This window comes from Glutamicibacter sp. AOP38-B1-38 (assembly GCF_052377485.1).
Lineage (GTDB): Bacteria > Actinomycetota > Actinomycetes > Actinomycetales > Micrococcaceae > Glutamicibacter.
In genome coordinates, this window is record NZ_JBQSWU010000009.1 from 101076 (window position 1) to 115304 (window position 14229).

Genomic DNA, 14229 nt, shown 5'->3' on the forward strand with positions numbered 1-14229 from the left:
TTCGGTGAACCGGAACGGGCCGGTTTCTTTCCAGAGTTGCCTCGTGATGGCGGTACGGGGGCCTGAGAGTTTCCTGGGGAGGAATTGCTCCTACGGCGCCCATCCATGGTGTGAACGGGTCTCTCCCGCCATCCGTCGAAGGCTGTGCCGTGGATCTGATGATCCAAAACACATCACCATCTTACCTGCACCGCATGCTTCTATCCAAGACCGGCGGCTCGGTTCGATTCACAAATTAACTTGCACTGGAGCCTTGAGCGAGTTTTACATAGGCGGGATATCTCGCTGGCAAGGAGTCTCCCGAGGACGTGCCCGTCAGCCGGCGCTTGATCCAGGGTCCCAAATGCTCCTTCACCCAGCCCATATCCTCGCGTAATCTCTCGCCACGGGAGTTGACCGGCAGCTGCGGCAACCCCGGAAGATTGATCTGCCCGGCCCATTCGGGCTCAACGATGCCGTGCCTGCCGAGCAGTTCGAGCACCTTGCGCGCCATCAACGCGTGGCCGAATTCGTTCATATGCAGCCGGTCCCCCGCCCAGTAGCGCAGGTCCGAGAATTCCCGCCAGCGCCAGTAGTCGGCCACCAGCGCACCATGGGTGTCAGCGATTTCGCGGATCTTCTCGTTGTAGATGGCGGTCCGCGGACGGGTCTTGTTGAATAGCGGGGAATCCACGGTGTCGAACCCGGTGAACAGCACCACGGTGCTGCCGGACTCGGCAAATCGGCGGACCATCCCGTCATAACCGCGCATGAGCGCGTCCAGATCGGCGCTGGGGCGCAGAATGTCGTTGCCCCCTGCATAGATGGTCACCAGATCGGGTTCCAACGCCAGCCCGGCGTCGAGCTGCTGGTTGATGACCTGGGAGATCTTCTTGCCGCGAATGGCAAGGTTCGCGTATTCCCAGTCGCCCTGGGTGCCCAGCACCTCGGCCACCCGGTCGGCCCAACCGCGCACCCGGTTAGGGCGCACCATGCTGATATCTCCGACACCTTCGGTGAAGGAATCCCCTAGTGCAAGGAATTTCATTTCGCTCCCTTGGCCAAGATGAGCTGGCGGGCCAGCTGGCTCAGGCGCACGCCGGTCGAGATATCCTTTTCTCCTTCATTGCGCGAAGGGATGTAGCCGAAGCCCAGCTGGTAGGCCGGGTCGGCGAAGGCCAGCGACGAATTCGCCCCGTCATGCCCATAGGCGAAGATCGAGCCGTAGTCCTTGCGCGCGGTGGGTTTCATGAAACCGACGGCGAAGGCCTGCAACTGACCGTTGGTGCGGTCCGGTCCGTAGACGAGTTCGGTGGAAACCTCGGCCCAGGTATCTGCGCTGAGCAGCCCCTCGGTGGCACCGAGCTCCGGCACCGCGCCGAAGGACGCGGCGTAGATCCCGGCGAGCGCCTGGGCGTTGGCCACCGCGCCCATGGAGGCCGGACCCAGCTGCCGGACCTGTGGCGAGTTCGCCAGTTCGTGCCAGTTGTACACCGGTCCGGATTCCAGGGCGAAGCCCGAGGTGGAGTTGACCGAGAGCCCGGACGGCGAGAACGGGTCCATGAAGGCAGGTGCTTCATCCAGCGCGGGTAGCACGTCGCGGTAGCGCGGTTCGAGTTCTGCGCCGTGGCCGATGAAGGCGTCGACTCCCAGCGGCTTGCGGATGCGCTGTTCGTAGACTTCTTTGAGTTCCTGGCCGGTGACCCGGCGTACCAGTTCTTCCATGAGTACGCCCATGGTGATGGCGTGGTAGCCGACGATATTCTGTCCCTGCGGCCAGATGCTCGGCATGGAGGCCAGCACCTTGGCGTATTCGGCCGAGTTGAGCAGAACCTCGCTTGGAACTCCCCCGGGGACGCCTAGCACGCCGGCTTGGTGGCTGAGTACTTCGCCCAGGGTCAGGCGCTGTTTGCCGCCGCTGGCGAATTCGGGCCAGTAGGTTCCGATCGGCTTGGCCGGATCGAGCAAGCCGTCCTGAATCAGCATCGCGATGACCAGCGCACCCAGGCCCTTGGTGCAGGAGAAGACGCAGGTCACCGCGTCGCCGGCGAGATGCTCGCCGACCGCGTGGCTGAGCACCAGCTGCCCGCGGTGATAAATCGCGAGCTGGGCCGAATAGCCCTCTTCTTCCGCCGCTCGGGCGTCAAGCGCTTCGGCGAGGGGCGCGAAATCTTCTGTAATGACCGAATCCATGAAAATCCTTAAAGTGCTTGCTGCTTGTCAACTAACACTAGTGCGAAAGGGCAAAAATCTAGGCGTGGCTCTCGACTGTTTCCTGGCGGAAACGCAATTTCCAGCCCCGCTCCGTCTGCTGCCACCACGAGGAGCAGACCAAAACCTGCGAGCCTTCCGGGCTCATCCGGTAGGCGATCAGCACCAGCTTGGAATCCAGCGGACGCGCGGTGAGCAGCTGCACCGGACCGGTGGCCGGAAGCGCACCGCCGGCGTCGAGGATCGAGCGCACGGTGGAGACATCCAGCAGCGAACCGTCACGGCAGACTTCCTGGTAGCTCGGGTGCAGAAAATCGCTGACCTCGGTGAAGTTCGCGCGCACCTGCGCGTCGAGCAGACCCTGCTCCAATTCGAAGACGGTGCTTGCCACGTCCACGGCTGGTTCGGCGGCGGCCTCAGCCACCGGAGGCGGGGCTTGGCCCGGTTCGTTGCCAGCAATCGTGCCCGAGGAGCCGGTATAGCCGGGCCCGGCGTCCGGGTCCTTCCCGCTTTGATATGCGGTGGCGGCGGCTCGGGCCCGGTCATCGGCTTCCTCGTTGAGTTCGTGGCCGGCATGGCCCTTGACCCATTCAAAGGTGTATTTGCGTCCAACGATCACCGCGTCTAGTTCTCGCAGAATGTCCTGGTTGAGCACCGGCTTGCCGTCGGACTTCTTCCAGCCCTTTTTCTTCCATCCCGGCATCCACTTGGTGATGCAGTTGATGGCGTACTGGGAATCGCACAGGATTTTCAGTTCGGTTTCGGGTTCTTTGGCCGTGGCGCGGAAGAGCTCGAGCACCGCTTGAAGCTCGCCCATGTTGTTGGTTCCGTGGTCCCAGCCCCCGGCTCCCCAGTTTTCGTGGTCGATATACCAGGCCCAACCGGCAGGTCCAGGGTTACCGAGTGCAGAACCGTCAGCTGCCGCAATGATCGTCATATGAATAATCCTGCCATGTCCACCCCACAAGTGCAGATGACCAGGTGTGCCATGTTCGTTTTTTAACGGGCAATGACCCGGTGAAAACTCCGTGAGTTCTCGCCGGGACATTGCCAGGACCTCTCGATGCGTCGGTTCAGCGGGTTTGCCTTCGATTCATTCAGGCCGGATACATCGGGTTATGCCCCGCGGCCACACGCTCTTCGGCGCGCACCTCGCCCGGTGCGGTACCGTCGAGGAACGGTCCGGAATCCGCCAGCTCTTCGCGCCCGTGGGCTTCGAGCCAGTTGCTCAGCTCCGGCCCCTTCGGCACGATCCCGGTGGGGTTGATGTCTTCGTGAACCACGTAGTAGTGCGCCTTGATCTGCTCAAAGTCGGTGGTATCGCCAAACCCTGGGGTCTGGAACAGGTCGCGGGCGTAGCCCCACAAGTTAGGCATGTCGATCAGCTTGTTGCGGTTGGTCTTGAAGTGACCGTGGTAGACCGGGTCGAAGCGGGCCAGCGTGGTGAACAGGCGCACATCGGCCTCGGTGATGTGGTCGCCCATGAGGAAGCGGCGGGTTGCTAGACGCTCTTCGAGATAGTCCAGCGCGTCAAAGAGCCGGTCATAGGCATCGTTGTAGGCCTGCTGGTCGCCGGCGAATCCGGCGCGGTAGACGCCGTTATTCACCTCGGTGAAGATGCGCTTGATCAGGGGCAGCATCTGTTCAAGCTGATCTTCGGGCAGCAGATTCGGCGCGCCTTCGCGGTGGAATTCCTTCCATTGCGTCGACATGTCCCAGGTGATTTGCGGGTAGTCGTTGGTCACCACTGCACCGGTGGGAATATCCACGATTGCCGGGACGGTGATGCCGCGCGGGTAGTCCGCGAATCGCTTGAAATAGTTTTCCTGCACACGCTCGGTACCCAGCACCGGATCCTTGCCGCCCGCGTCCAGGTCGAAGGTCCAGCTGCGCGAGTCATGGGTTGGGCCGGGCAAGCCGACCGATATCGCGTCTTCCAGGCCGAGGAGGCGGCGCACAATCAGCGTGCGGTTGGCCCAGGGGCAGGCGCGTGCGGCCACGAGGCGGTAGCGCCCGGCTTCCACCGGCCACAGCTGCGCACCGTCGCCGAGCCCGGCCTGCGGGTGGCCGATCGAGCTATTGGGCACGCCAGCGGCAAAAGCTTCGGGGCGCGGGTCCGCCACGATGCGGTCCTGGATGTAGTTGGTATCCCGGCTGAACTCGCCTCCGGTGACGTAGGCACCCTTGGTCGAAAATTCTTTGGTCATTTCTCCCCTTAAAGCATCTGGCGTAGTTCCTCTGAGGCTCTTAGCTCTCAGGTTAACCCGCTGGGCTGGTAAAAAAGTAGTCAATTGCGCAGAACTGCGAAAAGTTTGTTTGCCGGCTTCGCGCAGTTCTCTTGATGAAAATTTAGGCGTTGGCCATGTCGCCGGCGCGCACCGTGTTCATGGCGGTCGTCCAGGAAATCAGCTGGTCGAACATCGGCTGGACGGAGGCGGCGGACTGTTCGGTCGGCTTGAATACGGAGAAGTTTTCGAAGTCGGTGAACAGCGAGAACATGCCGGTCTTCTGCACGTGGGCCAGCTGCAGTTCGGAAAGGATGCCGCGCAGGTGCTCCACCGCACGCGCTCCCATGGCCGAGCCGTAGCCGACAATTCCGGCTGCCTTGTTGGAGAATTCCGCGTTCAGGTAGGACAGTGCGTTAGCCAGGGCCGGTGCGATCGAGTGGTTGTATTCGGGAGTGATGAAGACGTAGCCGTCGAATTCGGCGATCATAGCCGACCAGTTCTTCGTGGCTTCGTTCTGGTAGTTCTGGTACGCGGCCGGGAAGGCCTCGTCCAGCAGCGGCAGGTTGAAGTCGGCGATATCCACCAGTTCGTAGCTTGCGTCGTTGCGCGCCTGCGCCTGCTCCAGCACCCACTGCGCCACTGCGGCGTTATTGCGTCCTGGGCGGGTGGAACCGGTAATGATGGCGATCTTCAGCATGTTTCTACTTCCTTATGTGGCGGTACGCCCAACCATTATGGTTGACGCGTCATCAACTCTTGCTAAAAACAACATTACACGAGATAATTGATGTGTCAACAACTTTGCTGGCCTGCCCCGCAGCATTTAACGCTTCAGGAGAATAGAAAACATGGGAACCGAAAATACCCGCTGGCTCAACGACCGCGAGCAAGACCTCTGGCGGACCATTCGCGAGTTCCTCTGGCAGTTTCCCAGCGCCATGGATCGTCAGCTCACCCAGGACTCCGCCATGCAGTCCGGAGAATACTCGGTCCTCGCGGTACTCTCCGAGGCCGAAGAGTCTTCCCTTCGCCCCGCCGAGATGGCCGAGGAGCTGCGCTGGGACCGCTCCCGGCTCTCGCACCTATTGCGCCGCATGGAGGCCAAGTCGCTGATTACCCGTTGCTCAGATGCCTCGGATCGCCGCGGCCACCAGATCGGGTTGTCCGAACTCGGCTGGCAGGTGATTCGCGAAGCGGCTCCGAAGCACGTTGAGTTCATTCGCCAAACGCTGTTCGATTCGCTCACGCCAGCGGAGCATGCCGCCCTGGAGACTGCGTTGCCTAAAATTTTAGCCGCAATCGCACCGCACGCACCAACCACGCCGCTCTGCGACTAGCCGGGCTGCTGGGCGAACTCGCTATTGCGCACTAGTCGGGCAAATTTCCCTTCGAGCTTCACCAGCTGTTCAAAGGTCCCGGACTCGGCTATCCGCCCCTCGTCGAGCACCACGATCTGATCTGCGCGCAACACCGTGCTCAGCCGATGCGCAATCAGCAGCGTGGTGCGCCCGAAAGCCAATCGATCCAGGGCCTGCTGCACCAGCGCCTCGGTCACCGTATCGAGGGCACTGGTTGCCTCGTCCAGGACGAGGAGCTTCGGGCTGCGCAGCATGGTGCGTGCGATCGCGAGCCGCTGCTGTTCGCCGCCGGAGAAACGGTGGCCGCGTTGCCCTACGCGGGTATCCAGCCCTTCGGGCAACCCGCGAATCAGCTCCGCAATCTGCGCCGCCTCCAAGGCTTGCCACAATTGCCCCTCGCTGGCGTGCGGTGCGGCCCAGAGCAGGTTCTCGCGCACACTGGTATGGAGCAGATAGCTTTCCTGCGCCACCACGGAGACCACCGCGGCGATCTCTTGTGGCTTCACCTCGCGAAGATCTACGCCGTCCAAGGTGACACTGCCAGAGCTCGGATCCAAGAGCCGCGGCAGCAATGAGCCCAGCGTTGATTTGCCCGAACCGGTGGCGCCCACAATGGCAGTGACGGTACCGGCCGCTAGCTTGAGGTTGAGCTCCCGCAAGGTGTCGGTGTGCGCCCCGGGATAGCGGAAGCTCACATCCTTGAGCTCCAGTTCTCCGCGCACCTCGCTGGCCACGAGTTGGCGCGGGTTATGCGGGACCGGGAGCGCCTGATCGGCATCGAGGTATTCAAAGACCCGGCTGAATAGTGCCATCGCCGAGACCCACTGGATGGAGATGCTCATCAGCCCAGCACCGGGCGGAAGATCCCTGCCTGCAGTCCGGTAAAGGCCACCAAGGTGCCGATGCTCATGCCATCCCCGGTGACCGGAAGACCGGCCACAATATAGAGAACCGCTGGCACCGCGGCAAAAATGATCGACATCGCGGCCATGCGCCAGCGACCGGCCAAAGCGCTACGCATCTCCAGATCGATGAGCTTCGAACTGGATTCGGTGAACTGCTCCGCGTCAAGCGTGCCGGTACCCATCACCTTGGCCAGGCGTACCCCGGAGATGCTCAAGCGTTCTTCGATAATCGAGGTGAGCGTGGACATTTCCCGCTGCCGCGCTCCGGTGATCTTGCGCCGCAGCCTGGCGGTTTGCCTGGCCAGGATGATGGCCGGCGGCAGGACCACCAGCGAGATCAGGCTCAACTTCCAGGAAATGGCTACCATCGCGCAAGCGGTGGCCACCACGGTGGTCAGATTTGAAGCGATCGAAGTCGCCGAGTTGGTGATCACCGACTGCATCTGGCCGACGTCATTGGTCAGCCGGGATTGCACCTCCCCGGAGCGAGAATTGGTGAAAAAGGCCAGGGACTGCTTCTGCAGGTGGGCGAACAGTCCGGTGCGCAATCCATGCATCACCTTCTGGCCCATCAGGGTCGCTCGCCACGTTTGAATCACGCCGAGCACCGCGTTGATCAAGGCAATGAGGACCAGCCCGCCAGCCAGCGCCAGCAATAGCTTGACGTCCTGCTCGGGAATAGCCACGTCAATGAGTTCACGGACGATAAATGGTTGCGCCAGCCCAATCAGCGATGAGGCCACGATCAGCAATATCACCACGATGACGGTTCTCAGGTGCGGGCGAAAAAGCCCGGCCACCCGGTGCAGCGAGACCGGATGCTCCGCCAGCCATTCCTTATCCTGTTTTGCATCCCCCGGGCGCCCGCCGCCGGGGCCACCCATTGCCATGGGAATCATGCGCACCTCCATTTATCTCTGTGTTCACAAACCAGAATAACAGAGGTTACCTCACTATGTGGTTCCATCTTGAGTTTGTCGGGAAGAACACCCTATTCTTTAACCATGCCTACCCAAGAGTCCGGCCCTGACTTGGTCGACCTGTTCAACCGCAGTTCGCGTTTGCTTCGCGGCAAGTGGCGCCATACCCTCACGCCCTACGGCATCACCCCGCATCAAGTACGAACGTTGATGTTGCTGGGACGCGAAGGAACCGAGGGAATGCGCAACTCGCAACTGGCCGAAAGGCTGCACATTGCCCCGCGCTCCACCACCGAGGTCATCGACCAGCTGGTCGCCAAGGAGCTAGCCACACGCACCGCGGATCCCGCCGATCGCCGCGCCAGCTTGATCACGCTGACCGCGTCGGGCAGCGAGCTGCTGCAAATTCTGCATGCCGAACGCAAGCAAAGCCACGAGGAATTCTTCGCGAGCCTCGGTGCGGAGGACCGCAGCGAGCTCACCCGGATATTGGGGCTGCTCGTTGCAGATGCAGCAGGCAGTCCGCGGTGCTAATCCAAGGTCATTGAGCACAAAAGAGGGCGGTTTCCCGCAGGATAAAAGTCCCGGGAAACCGCCCTCATCTCTAACTGCTTCGCCTAGTTTTCGGTCTTTCCGCGACGCCAGTACCCCATGAAGGCCACCTGCTTCCGGTCAATGCCTGCCTCGCGCACCAGATAGCGGCGCAGGTCCTTGACCATGCCCGCCTCGCCGGCAATCCAGGCATAGAACGGTGCGGATTCTGCGGCGCCGGTTTCCCACAGGATCTGCGCGTCCACGTCAATGTCTTCGGGATCCGCGTCGGTATGCACCGCGCCGGCCGCCGGAATAGCCACCACGTCGCGTACCGCCGCCGCAAGCAGCACCCCATGCTCGCTGGTGCCACGCGTCAGCCATTGCACCGATACTCCGGAGCGGGTGGAAGCGCCCAGAATGTCGGTGGTCTCCGGAACCTCGATCAGGGCGTGGCCGGTCACATTGGATGGCAGCGCCTCGAGAATCGCACAAATTGCCGGGGCCGCGGTCTCGTCGCCGGCCAGCACCACGCGGCCGGCGCCGCCCGGACGGAATTCGATTCCCCCGTAGGTTTCATCGCTCAACGCCCGGTTCGGACCCAGCAGCAGCAGTTCGTCGCCGATCTGCGCCCGATCGGCGAATTCGGTCGCCGGGCCGCCGCGCAGGCGGCCATCGACAACCTCGCCATGCATCACAAAGTCGATATCCAGTTCGGCGGTATCCCCGAGGTTGTCGCGGTGCCCCATCTCCCGGAAGGCGCGCACCGTGTAGGTGCGCATATATCCGCGCGTCGCCGGGTCGATCGACAGCCAGCGGCGGTACCAGCCTTCCTGGTCCGCCGGGCTGGATAGGGCCCGTGGACGCAGGGCCGCGATCTGCGGGGTCAATGCCGAACCTCCGGCAGGCGGCAGCATCAGCTTGATCCGCATATCCAGCGGGTGGCTGTTCGTTCCGAAGTGCGCCAGGTCGGCGCCGCCGATGGTGATCCTCCGGAAGGAAGGCGCCAGATCCTGGGTGCGCAAGACGGTGCACTGGTAGGCCAGGGTTGCCAGATGCTCGGATCCCGGACGCATCCGCGTCTCCTGCGCGGCCTCCGGTTCGGGGGCCGCAGGCTTCGGCGGTTGCGCCGCCGGCTTAGGGGCCCGGGCACTCTCCGCGGAGCGCACGATCCCCTGTGCGGCCAGCACGTTTTCGGTGCGCAGCACGCGGTGGCGGCCGATGGGCAGCACCAGCGGGGTGCCGGCTACCGGGTCCGGGATCACCCGGCTGGGCATGCCGAACACGTCCTTGACGGTGCGTTCGGTCACCACATCGTTGGGGTGGCCGGCGGCGTAGATCTTTCCCCCGCGCAGGGCCACGAGGTGATCGGCATAGCGCGCGGCGAGGTTCAGGTCATGGAGCACAATCACCACGGTGATTCCCCGGGTGCGGTTCAGCTCGCTGATCACGTCCAGCACTTCGAGCTGGTGGGCTACGTCCAGGAAGGTGGTGGGTTCATCGAGCAGCAGCAGCTCGGTTTCCTGGGCCAGGGCCATGGCGATCCACACGCGTTGGCGCTGTCCGCCGGAGAGCTCGTCCACCGCGCGGTCCGCCAGCTCCATGGTGCCGGTCAGGTCCAGGGCGCGGTTGACCGCCGCCTCGTCTTCGGGGCCGAAGCGCTTGAACAGCCCCTGATGCGGGTAGCGGCCGCGGCTGATGAGCTCGCGGGCGGTAATTCCGTCCGGCGCGGTGGGCGACTGCGGAAGCAGCCCGAGCGTCCGGGCTACCTCCTTGGCCGGGCGCGTGTGGATATCCTGCCCGTCGAGCAGCACCTGGCCACCGGCCGGGCGCATCAGACGCGACAGCGCCCGCAGCAGGGTGGACTTGCCGCAGCCGTTGGCCCCGACAACGATGCTCACCTGCCCGGTGGGGATATCCAGGGACAGCTCGTCCACGATAGTGACCTTGTCATAGGCCAGAGTCAGGTCGGTTGCCTGGAGTTGGGCCATGGCTTATCCCCCGCTTCCTGTTGAGTTGGAACGCACCAGCACCCAGATCAGGAATGGTGCGCCGAATGCACCGGTGATGACGCCCACCGGCAGCGACAAATCCGAAAACAGATTTGCGGCGAAAAAGTTTGCAACGACCACAATGACCGCTCCGGTCAGCCCGGCGAGCCAGATATTCATTGCCCCGCGAGTCAGCGCGGCGGTGATCGGGCCGGCGAGAAACGCGACAAAGGCCAGCGGCCCGGTGACCGCAATGGGGATGGCGCCAAATGCCACGGCCACGAACACCAGCAAGATCCGCGCCCGGGACACGTTCAGGCCCAGCGCCGCGGCCGCATCGTCTCCGAGTTCCAGCAGCTTCAGCTGCCGCACCACCACCGGAAGCAAGCAGAGCGCCAGGATTCCCAGGGATACCAGCAGGATCGTGGCACGTTCCCAGGTGCTCGGCGCGAGCGACCCGGTCAGCCAGCGCATCGCGTCTCCGGCGGTGTTCAGCTGGGCCTGGGTGAGCAGGTACTGGATGATTGCCTGCAGCATCGCACCGATGGCCAGACCGGCCAGGATGAGCCGGGAACCGGTGCGCTTGCCCGAAGCCGACAGCCAGTAGATCAGAGCCGCCACGGCCAGGCCGCCGGCCAGCGCGGCGGCATTCAGCTGCCAGCCGGTGGTGCCGAAGTAGATCAGCGCCACGATGGCGCCGGCGGCCGCCCCGTAGCCCACGCCGATCACGTCCGGGCTCGCCAGCGGATTGGCAAGCCAGCGCTGGAAGAGCGAACCGGAAATTCCCAGCCCGGCCCCGGCGAGGGCACCCACCGCAATGCGCGGCAACCGGTCCTCCAGCAGGATGAAGCTGGTTCCGGGCACCGTTTCACCGGAAAAGACCGCGAAGATCTCTTCGGCCGGCAGCCTGTCCCGGCCCCAGAAAATATAGGCTACGGAGGCTGCGGCGAAAGCCAGGAGCAGCCAGAGCACGCTGGAGAGCACTCGTTGCTTGCGCCGGGCGGGCCGCACGCTTTGTACTGGTGCCATCACAGGGTCACCGACTTCATGCCGCTGCGCATCATGATAATGAATAGCGGCGCTCCAAGAATTGCGCACATCACCCCGACCTGGATTTCTCCCGGCGGATTGATCACCCGCCCCAAGGTGTCAGCGACCAGCAGCAGGATCGGCCCGGCGATGATGCTCGCCGGCATCAGCCACCGGTAGTCCGACCCGACCAGCAGCCGCACCGCGTGCGGAATCATCAGCCCGACAAAGGCAATGGGCCCCGCCACCGCGGTGGCGGTTCCCACCAGCAAGACGATGCCCACCGACCCGAGGACTCGCGCCCGTCCCAGCCGGAAGCCCAGCGCGGTCGCCGAATCGTCGCCCATGGCCACCGCGTTGGAGACCCGCGCGGTGCCCAGCACGATCAACGCACCGACGGCAACGACCGGGATGACCAGCAGGTAGGTTTCCACGCCCCGGGCCGCCAGCGTGCCGATTTGCCAGAAGCGGAACTCGTCCAGGGCCAGGGTTGAGACCATCAGCACCGCGCTGGTCACCGCGGTGAATCCCACCGAGAGGGCCGCGCCGGATAGGGCAAGCTTGATCGGCGTGGCGCCTTCACGACCCACGCTGGCCACCACATACACCAAGGCCATCACCACCGCGGCGCCGAGGAAGGCGGCGATCATGGTGCCGGTCAGGGAAGTCATTCCAAAGAAGGCGATACCCGTAACGACCGCTAGGGCCGCGCCGGCATTCAAGCCAAGAATTCCGGAGTCTGCCAACGGGTTGCGGGTCAACCCCTGCATGGCGGCACCGGAGAGTCCAAGGGCGGCGCCGACAACAATTCCGCCCACCGTCCGGGCAATGCGCGAGTGCACGACCACATGGTCCGAGACGCCGTCGTCAAAGTTCGTAAAAGAATCCGCGAGGGTCCCCAGCGCAACCGGTCGCGCACCAAAGATCAGCGAGGCGATCACCGCAATCCCCAGCACGGCCAGCAGGCCCAGGCAGGCGGCAATCTTACGTCCCAGCTTCATCTTCGGCGCGCTGCTGCGCTTGGTGCTTTCGGTGGCCGTCATTGCTTCCTACACTCGTTGTCATGGAACATCTTGCTTTTCCCACCGTTTTGTCCCCCGGTATTGCCGTGCTGCGCGCGGACAATCCCTCGGAAATGACCTTGGAGGGGACAAATACCTATCTGCTCTTCGACCCGCAGACCACGCAGTTGAGCCACGACACCGAAGTCCTGGTGCTGGATCCGGGGCCCGACATGCCGGCGCATCTGCACGCGTTGGCGGCCTTTGATGTCCAAATGATTTTGTTGACGCACCGCCATGGGGATCATTCCGGAGGGATCCCGCTGCTGCATGAGCTGACCGGAGCACCGGTGCGGGCCCGGCTCGCGGAATTCTGCCGCAACGCCGAACCATTGGTCGATGGCGAGCGGCTCGAATTCTGCGCAACCACCCTGCGCGTGCTGTTCACCCCGGGCCACACCTCGGACTCGGTGTGCTTTGTCCGTGAAGGCCAGCAAGGTGCGTTGTTCACCGGAGATACCGTGCTCGGCCGCGGAACCACTATTCTTGAGCATCCCGATGGAACGCTGGCCGACTATCTGGACTCCTTGGCACGGCTTTCGGCCTTGGCAGACATGCCGCTGCACCCGGCCCATGGCGAGCAGCATGCTGGCTCGCATAAATTGCTGACCGCCTACCGGGAGCACCGCGAGTCTCGCCTGGAGCAGGTCCGCGTTGCCCTGGCCAAACTCGGCAAGGCCGGGGCAGACGCCGAGCCAGCGGAATTGCTGGATCTTGTCTACCCCGACCTGGATCCGCGCCTGGCCGGCGCGGCTAGCAGCTCCCTGGAAGCGCAATTGCACTACTTGGCGGTGAATTCTTGAGGCTTACTTAGCCGCGTTCTCTGCGGCCTTGGCGATGGTGGGCACCACGTTGTCGATTGCCCATTCGATGGACAGCGGGGATGCCGCCGAAACCGAGAGAACTGCCTGATCGTCACCGAGGATCGCTACCGAATCGGTTGCTGCCGCAGGAAGCTGGCCGTAGAGCTTATTGCTCTTGACCACGTCGTCGAGGTCGTCCCCGGCGAGCGCCGAGGCAAAGACGACGTCTGCATCCAACTCGTTAGCGCGCTCCGGGGACCATTCGAAGAAGAACGCGTCCTTGGGGGTGTTCTTGGTGACGATCTCCGCCTGCTTCATGCCCAGCGAGGTCAGGAAACGCGGGCGGTTGTCCCCCGTGGCGTAGACGTACATGGTCTTCGGGCTGGAGAGATCTACCGAAGCGAAGGTCGCGTCTTTCAGCGCCGGGAACTTTTCCGCCTGCGCCGACAGTTCACCTTCCAGATCCGAGACCAGCTTCTCGGCTTGCTCGCTCTTGCCCAGCAGTTCGCCGGCCGCTTCGGTGGTGTCCTGCCAGCTGGTGAGGTAGTTGGCCTTCAGCGGTCCCACGGTCGGGGCGATCTTGGAGAGCTTGTCGTACTGTTCCTGGGTCAGTCCCGAGTAGGCCGCGAAGATCACGTCTGGCTTGGATCGGGCAATCTCGTCGAAGTTCACGCCGTCGGCGATGTCGTACTGGGTCGGGGCCTTCTCCGAGCCGATGGAAGCGCCCAGCTCTTCGAGCTTCGCGTCCTTCCAGTCGGTCGAGTTGTTGGCGTTCTGCCCATAGGCGTCGATATCCATGCCCACCGGAACGGTGCCCAGCGCCAGCAGCGCGTCTGCGTTGACCCATGAAATGGTGGCTACCTTGCTTGGCTTCTTGGTGATCTCGGTTTCACCGTAGATGTGCTCGATGCTCACCGGTGCGTAACTCGTCTCTGCGGTCGCAGAGGCGGTTGGTTCCGTAGAAGAAGCTGAGCCACAGGCGCTGAGGCCGAGTGCCAAAATTGCGGAGGATGCTGCCAGCAGGCCAGCACGGCGCGAAATGTTCATGGGTCATAATCCAGACGTTGCGAGTTGTCATGAGATAACGGTTACTTAGGTTAGCCTATGCGAACCGCATGCAACATTACGCTGATTGTGATTCAATACGCAACACGAAGGACATGTAATCCACGCCTCACGGCGCAGAATCGCTTTAGCGGCACCTAACATTTTC

The 14229-nt window shown here is 63.2% G+C and carries 14 protein-coding genes and 1 riboswitch; of the genes, 3 read left to right on the forward strand and 11 right to left on the reverse strand.

All coding sequences use genetic code 11. From position 1 onward, the window contains the following. Window positions 1-40 precede the first annotated feature (40 nt). Window positions 41-138, reverse strand: a riboswitch (glycine riboswitch). A gap of 97 nt (window positions 139-235) precedes the next feature. From ACT3TP_RS07270 to ACT3TP_RS07290, 5 genes are all read right to left on the reverse strand, one after another. After that, a complete protein-coding gene (locus ACT3TP_RS07270; protein ID WP_096283233.1) occupies window positions 236-1027 on the reverse strand; it encodes an SGNH/GDSL hydrolase family protein in 792 nt (263 codons plus the stop codon). Continuing rightward, on the reverse strand, window positions 1024-2172 hold the full coding sequence (locus tag ACT3TP_RS07275) for a serine hydrolase domain-containing protein (RefSeq protein ID WP_105554550.1): 1149 nt from the start codon (window positions 2170-2172) through the stop codon (window positions 1024-1026). The genes ACT3TP_RS07270 and ACT3TP_RS07275 overlap by 4 nt, the downstream gene beginning before the upstream one ends. 58 nt (window positions 2173-2230) lie before the next feature. Next, window positions 2231-3127, reverse strand: a complete 897-nt coding sequence (locus ACT3TP_RS07280; protein ID WP_096283231.1) for an RNase H family protein — start codon at window positions 3125-3127, stop codon at window positions 2231-2233. A gap of 160 nt (window positions 3128-3287) precedes the next feature. After that, window positions 3288-4397 (reverse strand): glutathione S-transferase family protein, encoded by a 1110-nt coding sequence (locus ACT3TP_RS07285; RefSeq protein WP_105570301.1) that lies wholly within the window; start codon window positions 4395-4397, stop codon window positions 3288-3290. 142 nt (window positions 4398-4539) lie between these two features. Next, a complete protein-coding gene (locus ACT3TP_RS07290) occupies window positions 4540-5115 on the reverse strand; it encodes an NADPH-dependent FMN reductase (RefSeq protein WP_444616794.1) in 576 nt (191 codons plus the stop codon). Window positions 5116-5266: 151 nt separating this feature from the next. Here ACT3TP_RS07290 and ACT3TP_RS07295 point away from each other — a divergent pair, with 151 nt between their 5' ends. Beyond that, window positions 5267-5755, forward strand: a complete 489-nt coding sequence (locus ACT3TP_RS07295) for a MarR family winged helix-turn-helix transcriptional regulator (protein WP_096283228.1) — start codon at window positions 5267-5269, stop codon at window positions 5753-5755. On the opposite strand, the gene ACT3TP_RS07300 is transcribed toward ACT3TP_RS07295, so the two are convergent. Both ACT3TP_RS07300 and ACT3TP_RS07305 read right to left on the reverse strand, forming a co-directional pair. Further along, window positions 5752-6618, reverse strand: coding sequence for an ABC transporter ATP-binding protein (locus ACT3TP_RS07300; protein WP_444620081.1), 867 nt, complete (start codon window positions 6616-6618; stop codon window positions 5752-5754). The genes ACT3TP_RS07295 and ACT3TP_RS07300 overlap by 4 nt on opposite strands. Then, complete coding sequence (locus ACT3TP_RS07305) at window positions 6618-7580, reverse strand: ABC transporter ATP-binding protein (RefSeq protein ID WP_444620083.1); 963 nt, start codon at window positions 7578-7580, stop codon at window positions 6618-6620. The genes ACT3TP_RS07300 and ACT3TP_RS07305 overlap by 1 nt, the downstream gene beginning before the upstream one ends. A gap of 105 nt (window positions 7581-7685) precedes the next feature. Here ACT3TP_RS07305 and ACT3TP_RS07310 point away from each other — a divergent pair, with 105 nt between their 5' ends. After that, window positions 7686-8135 carry a MarR family winged helix-turn-helix transcriptional regulator gene (locus ACT3TP_RS07310; protein ID WP_176484060.1) on the forward strand — a complete coding sequence of 150 codons (450 nt, stop codon included), beginning with the start codon at window positions 7686-7688 and terminating at the stop codon, window positions 8133-8135. An 83-nt stretch (window positions 8136-8218) separates the two neighbouring features. Here ACT3TP_RS07310 and ACT3TP_RS07315 read toward each other — a convergent pair whose 3' ends face one another. Genes ACT3TP_RS07315 through ACT3TP_RS07325 form a run of 3 tightly spaced genes read right to left on the reverse strand, consistent with a single transcriptional unit; the run spans window position 8219 to window position 12195 of the window. After that, window positions 8219-10123, reverse strand: coding sequence for an SIP domain-containing protein (locus ACT3TP_RS07315; RefSeq protein WP_444620084.1), 1905 nt, complete (start codon window positions 10121-10123; stop codon window positions 8219-8221). 3 nt (window positions 10124-10126) lie between these two features. Then, window positions 10127-11152: a FecCD family ABC transporter permease gene (locus ACT3TP_RS07320; protein ID WP_444620086.1), complete on the reverse strand. Its 1026-nt coding sequence runs from the start codon at window positions 11150-11152 to the stop codon at window positions 10127-10129. Continuing rightward, a complete protein-coding gene (locus ACT3TP_RS07325; protein WP_105554541.1) occupies window positions 11152-12195 on the reverse strand; it encodes a FecCD family ABC transporter permease in 1044 nt (347 codons plus the stop codon). Before ACT3TP_RS07325 ends, ACT3TP_RS07320 begins: the two co-directional genes overlap by 1 nt. 20 nt (window positions 12196-12215) lie before the next feature. On the opposite strand from ACT3TP_RS07325, the gene ACT3TP_RS07330 reads away from it, so the two are divergent. Then, window positions 12216-13016: an MBL fold metallo-hydrolase gene (locus ACT3TP_RS07330; protein ID WP_444620088.1), complete on the forward strand. Its 801-nt coding sequence runs from the start codon at window positions 12216-12218 to the stop codon at window positions 13014-13016. A gap of 3 nt (window positions 13017-13019) precedes the next feature. On the opposite strand, the gene ACT3TP_RS07335 is transcribed toward ACT3TP_RS07330, so the two are convergent. After that, window positions 13020-14063 (reverse strand): ABC transporter substrate-binding protein, encoded by a 1044-nt coding sequence (locus ACT3TP_RS07335; RefSeq protein WP_105554539.1) that lies wholly within the window; start codon window positions 14061-14063, stop codon window positions 13020-13022. Window positions 14064-14229: the final 166 nt, after the last annotated feature.

What these genes read in the sequence shown, in the direction of transcription:
- ACT3TP_RS07320 (WP_444620086.1), bottom strand. Translation starts at nt 11,152, where the DNA reads ATGGCACCAGTACAAAGCGTGCGGCCCGCCCGGCGCAAGCAACGAGTG.
- ACT3TP_RS07275 (WP_105554550.1), bottom strand. Translation starts at nt 2,172, where the DNA reads ATGGATTCGGTCATTACAGAAGATTTCGCGCCCCTCGCCGAAGCGCTT.
- ACT3TP_RS07300 (WP_444620081.1), bottom strand. Translation starts at nt 6,618, where the DNA reads ATGAGCATCTCCATCCAGTGGGTCTCGGCGATGGCACTATTCAGCCGG.
- ACT3TP_RS07330 (WP_444620088.1), top strand. Translation starts at nt 12,216, where the DNA reads ATGGAACATCTTGCTTTTCCCACCGTTTTGTCCCCCGGTATTGCCGTG.
- ACT3TP_RS07315 (WP_444620084.1), bottom strand. Translation starts at nt 10,123, where the DNA reads ATGGCCCAACTCCAGGCAACCGACCTGACTCTGGCCTATGACAAGGTC.
- ACT3TP_RS07335 (WP_105554539.1), bottom strand. Translation starts at nt 14,063, where the DNA reads ATGAACATTTCGCGCCGTGCTGGCCTGCTGGCAGCATCCTCCGCAATT.
- ACT3TP_RS07280 (WP_096283231.1), bottom strand. Translation starts at nt 3,127, where the DNA reads ATGACGATCATTGCGGCAGCTGACGGTTCTGCACTCGGTAACCCTGGA.
- ACT3TP_RS07305 (WP_444620083.1), bottom strand. Translation starts at nt 7,580, where the DNA reads ATGATTCCCATGGCAATGGGTGGCCCCGGCGGCGGGCGCCCGGGGGAT.
- ACT3TP_RS07310 (WP_176484060.1), top strand. Translation starts at nt 7,686, where the DNA reads ATGCCTACCCAAGAGTCCGGCCCTGACTTGGTCGACCTGTTCAACCGC.
- ACT3TP_RS07285 (WP_105570301.1), bottom strand. Translation starts at nt 4,397, where the DNA reads ATGACCAAAGAATTTTCGACCAAGGGTGCCTACGTCACCGGAGGCGAG.
- ACT3TP_RS07290 (WP_444616794.1), bottom strand. Translation starts at nt 5,115, where the DNA reads ATGCTGAAGATCGCCATCATTACCGGTTCCACCCGCCCAGGACGCAAT.
- ACT3TP_RS07295 (WP_096283228.1), top strand. Translation starts at nt 5,267, where the DNA reads ATGGGAACCGAAAATACCCGCTGGCTCAACGACCGCGAGCAAGACCTC.
- ACT3TP_RS07270 (WP_096283233.1), bottom strand. Translation starts at nt 1,027, where the DNA reads ATGAAATTCCTTGCACTAGGGGATTCCTTCACCGAAGGTGTCGGAGAT.
- ACT3TP_RS07325 (WP_105554541.1), bottom strand. Translation starts at nt 12,195, where the DNA reads ATGACGGCCACCGAAAGCACCAAGCGCAGCAGCGCGCCGAAGATGAAG.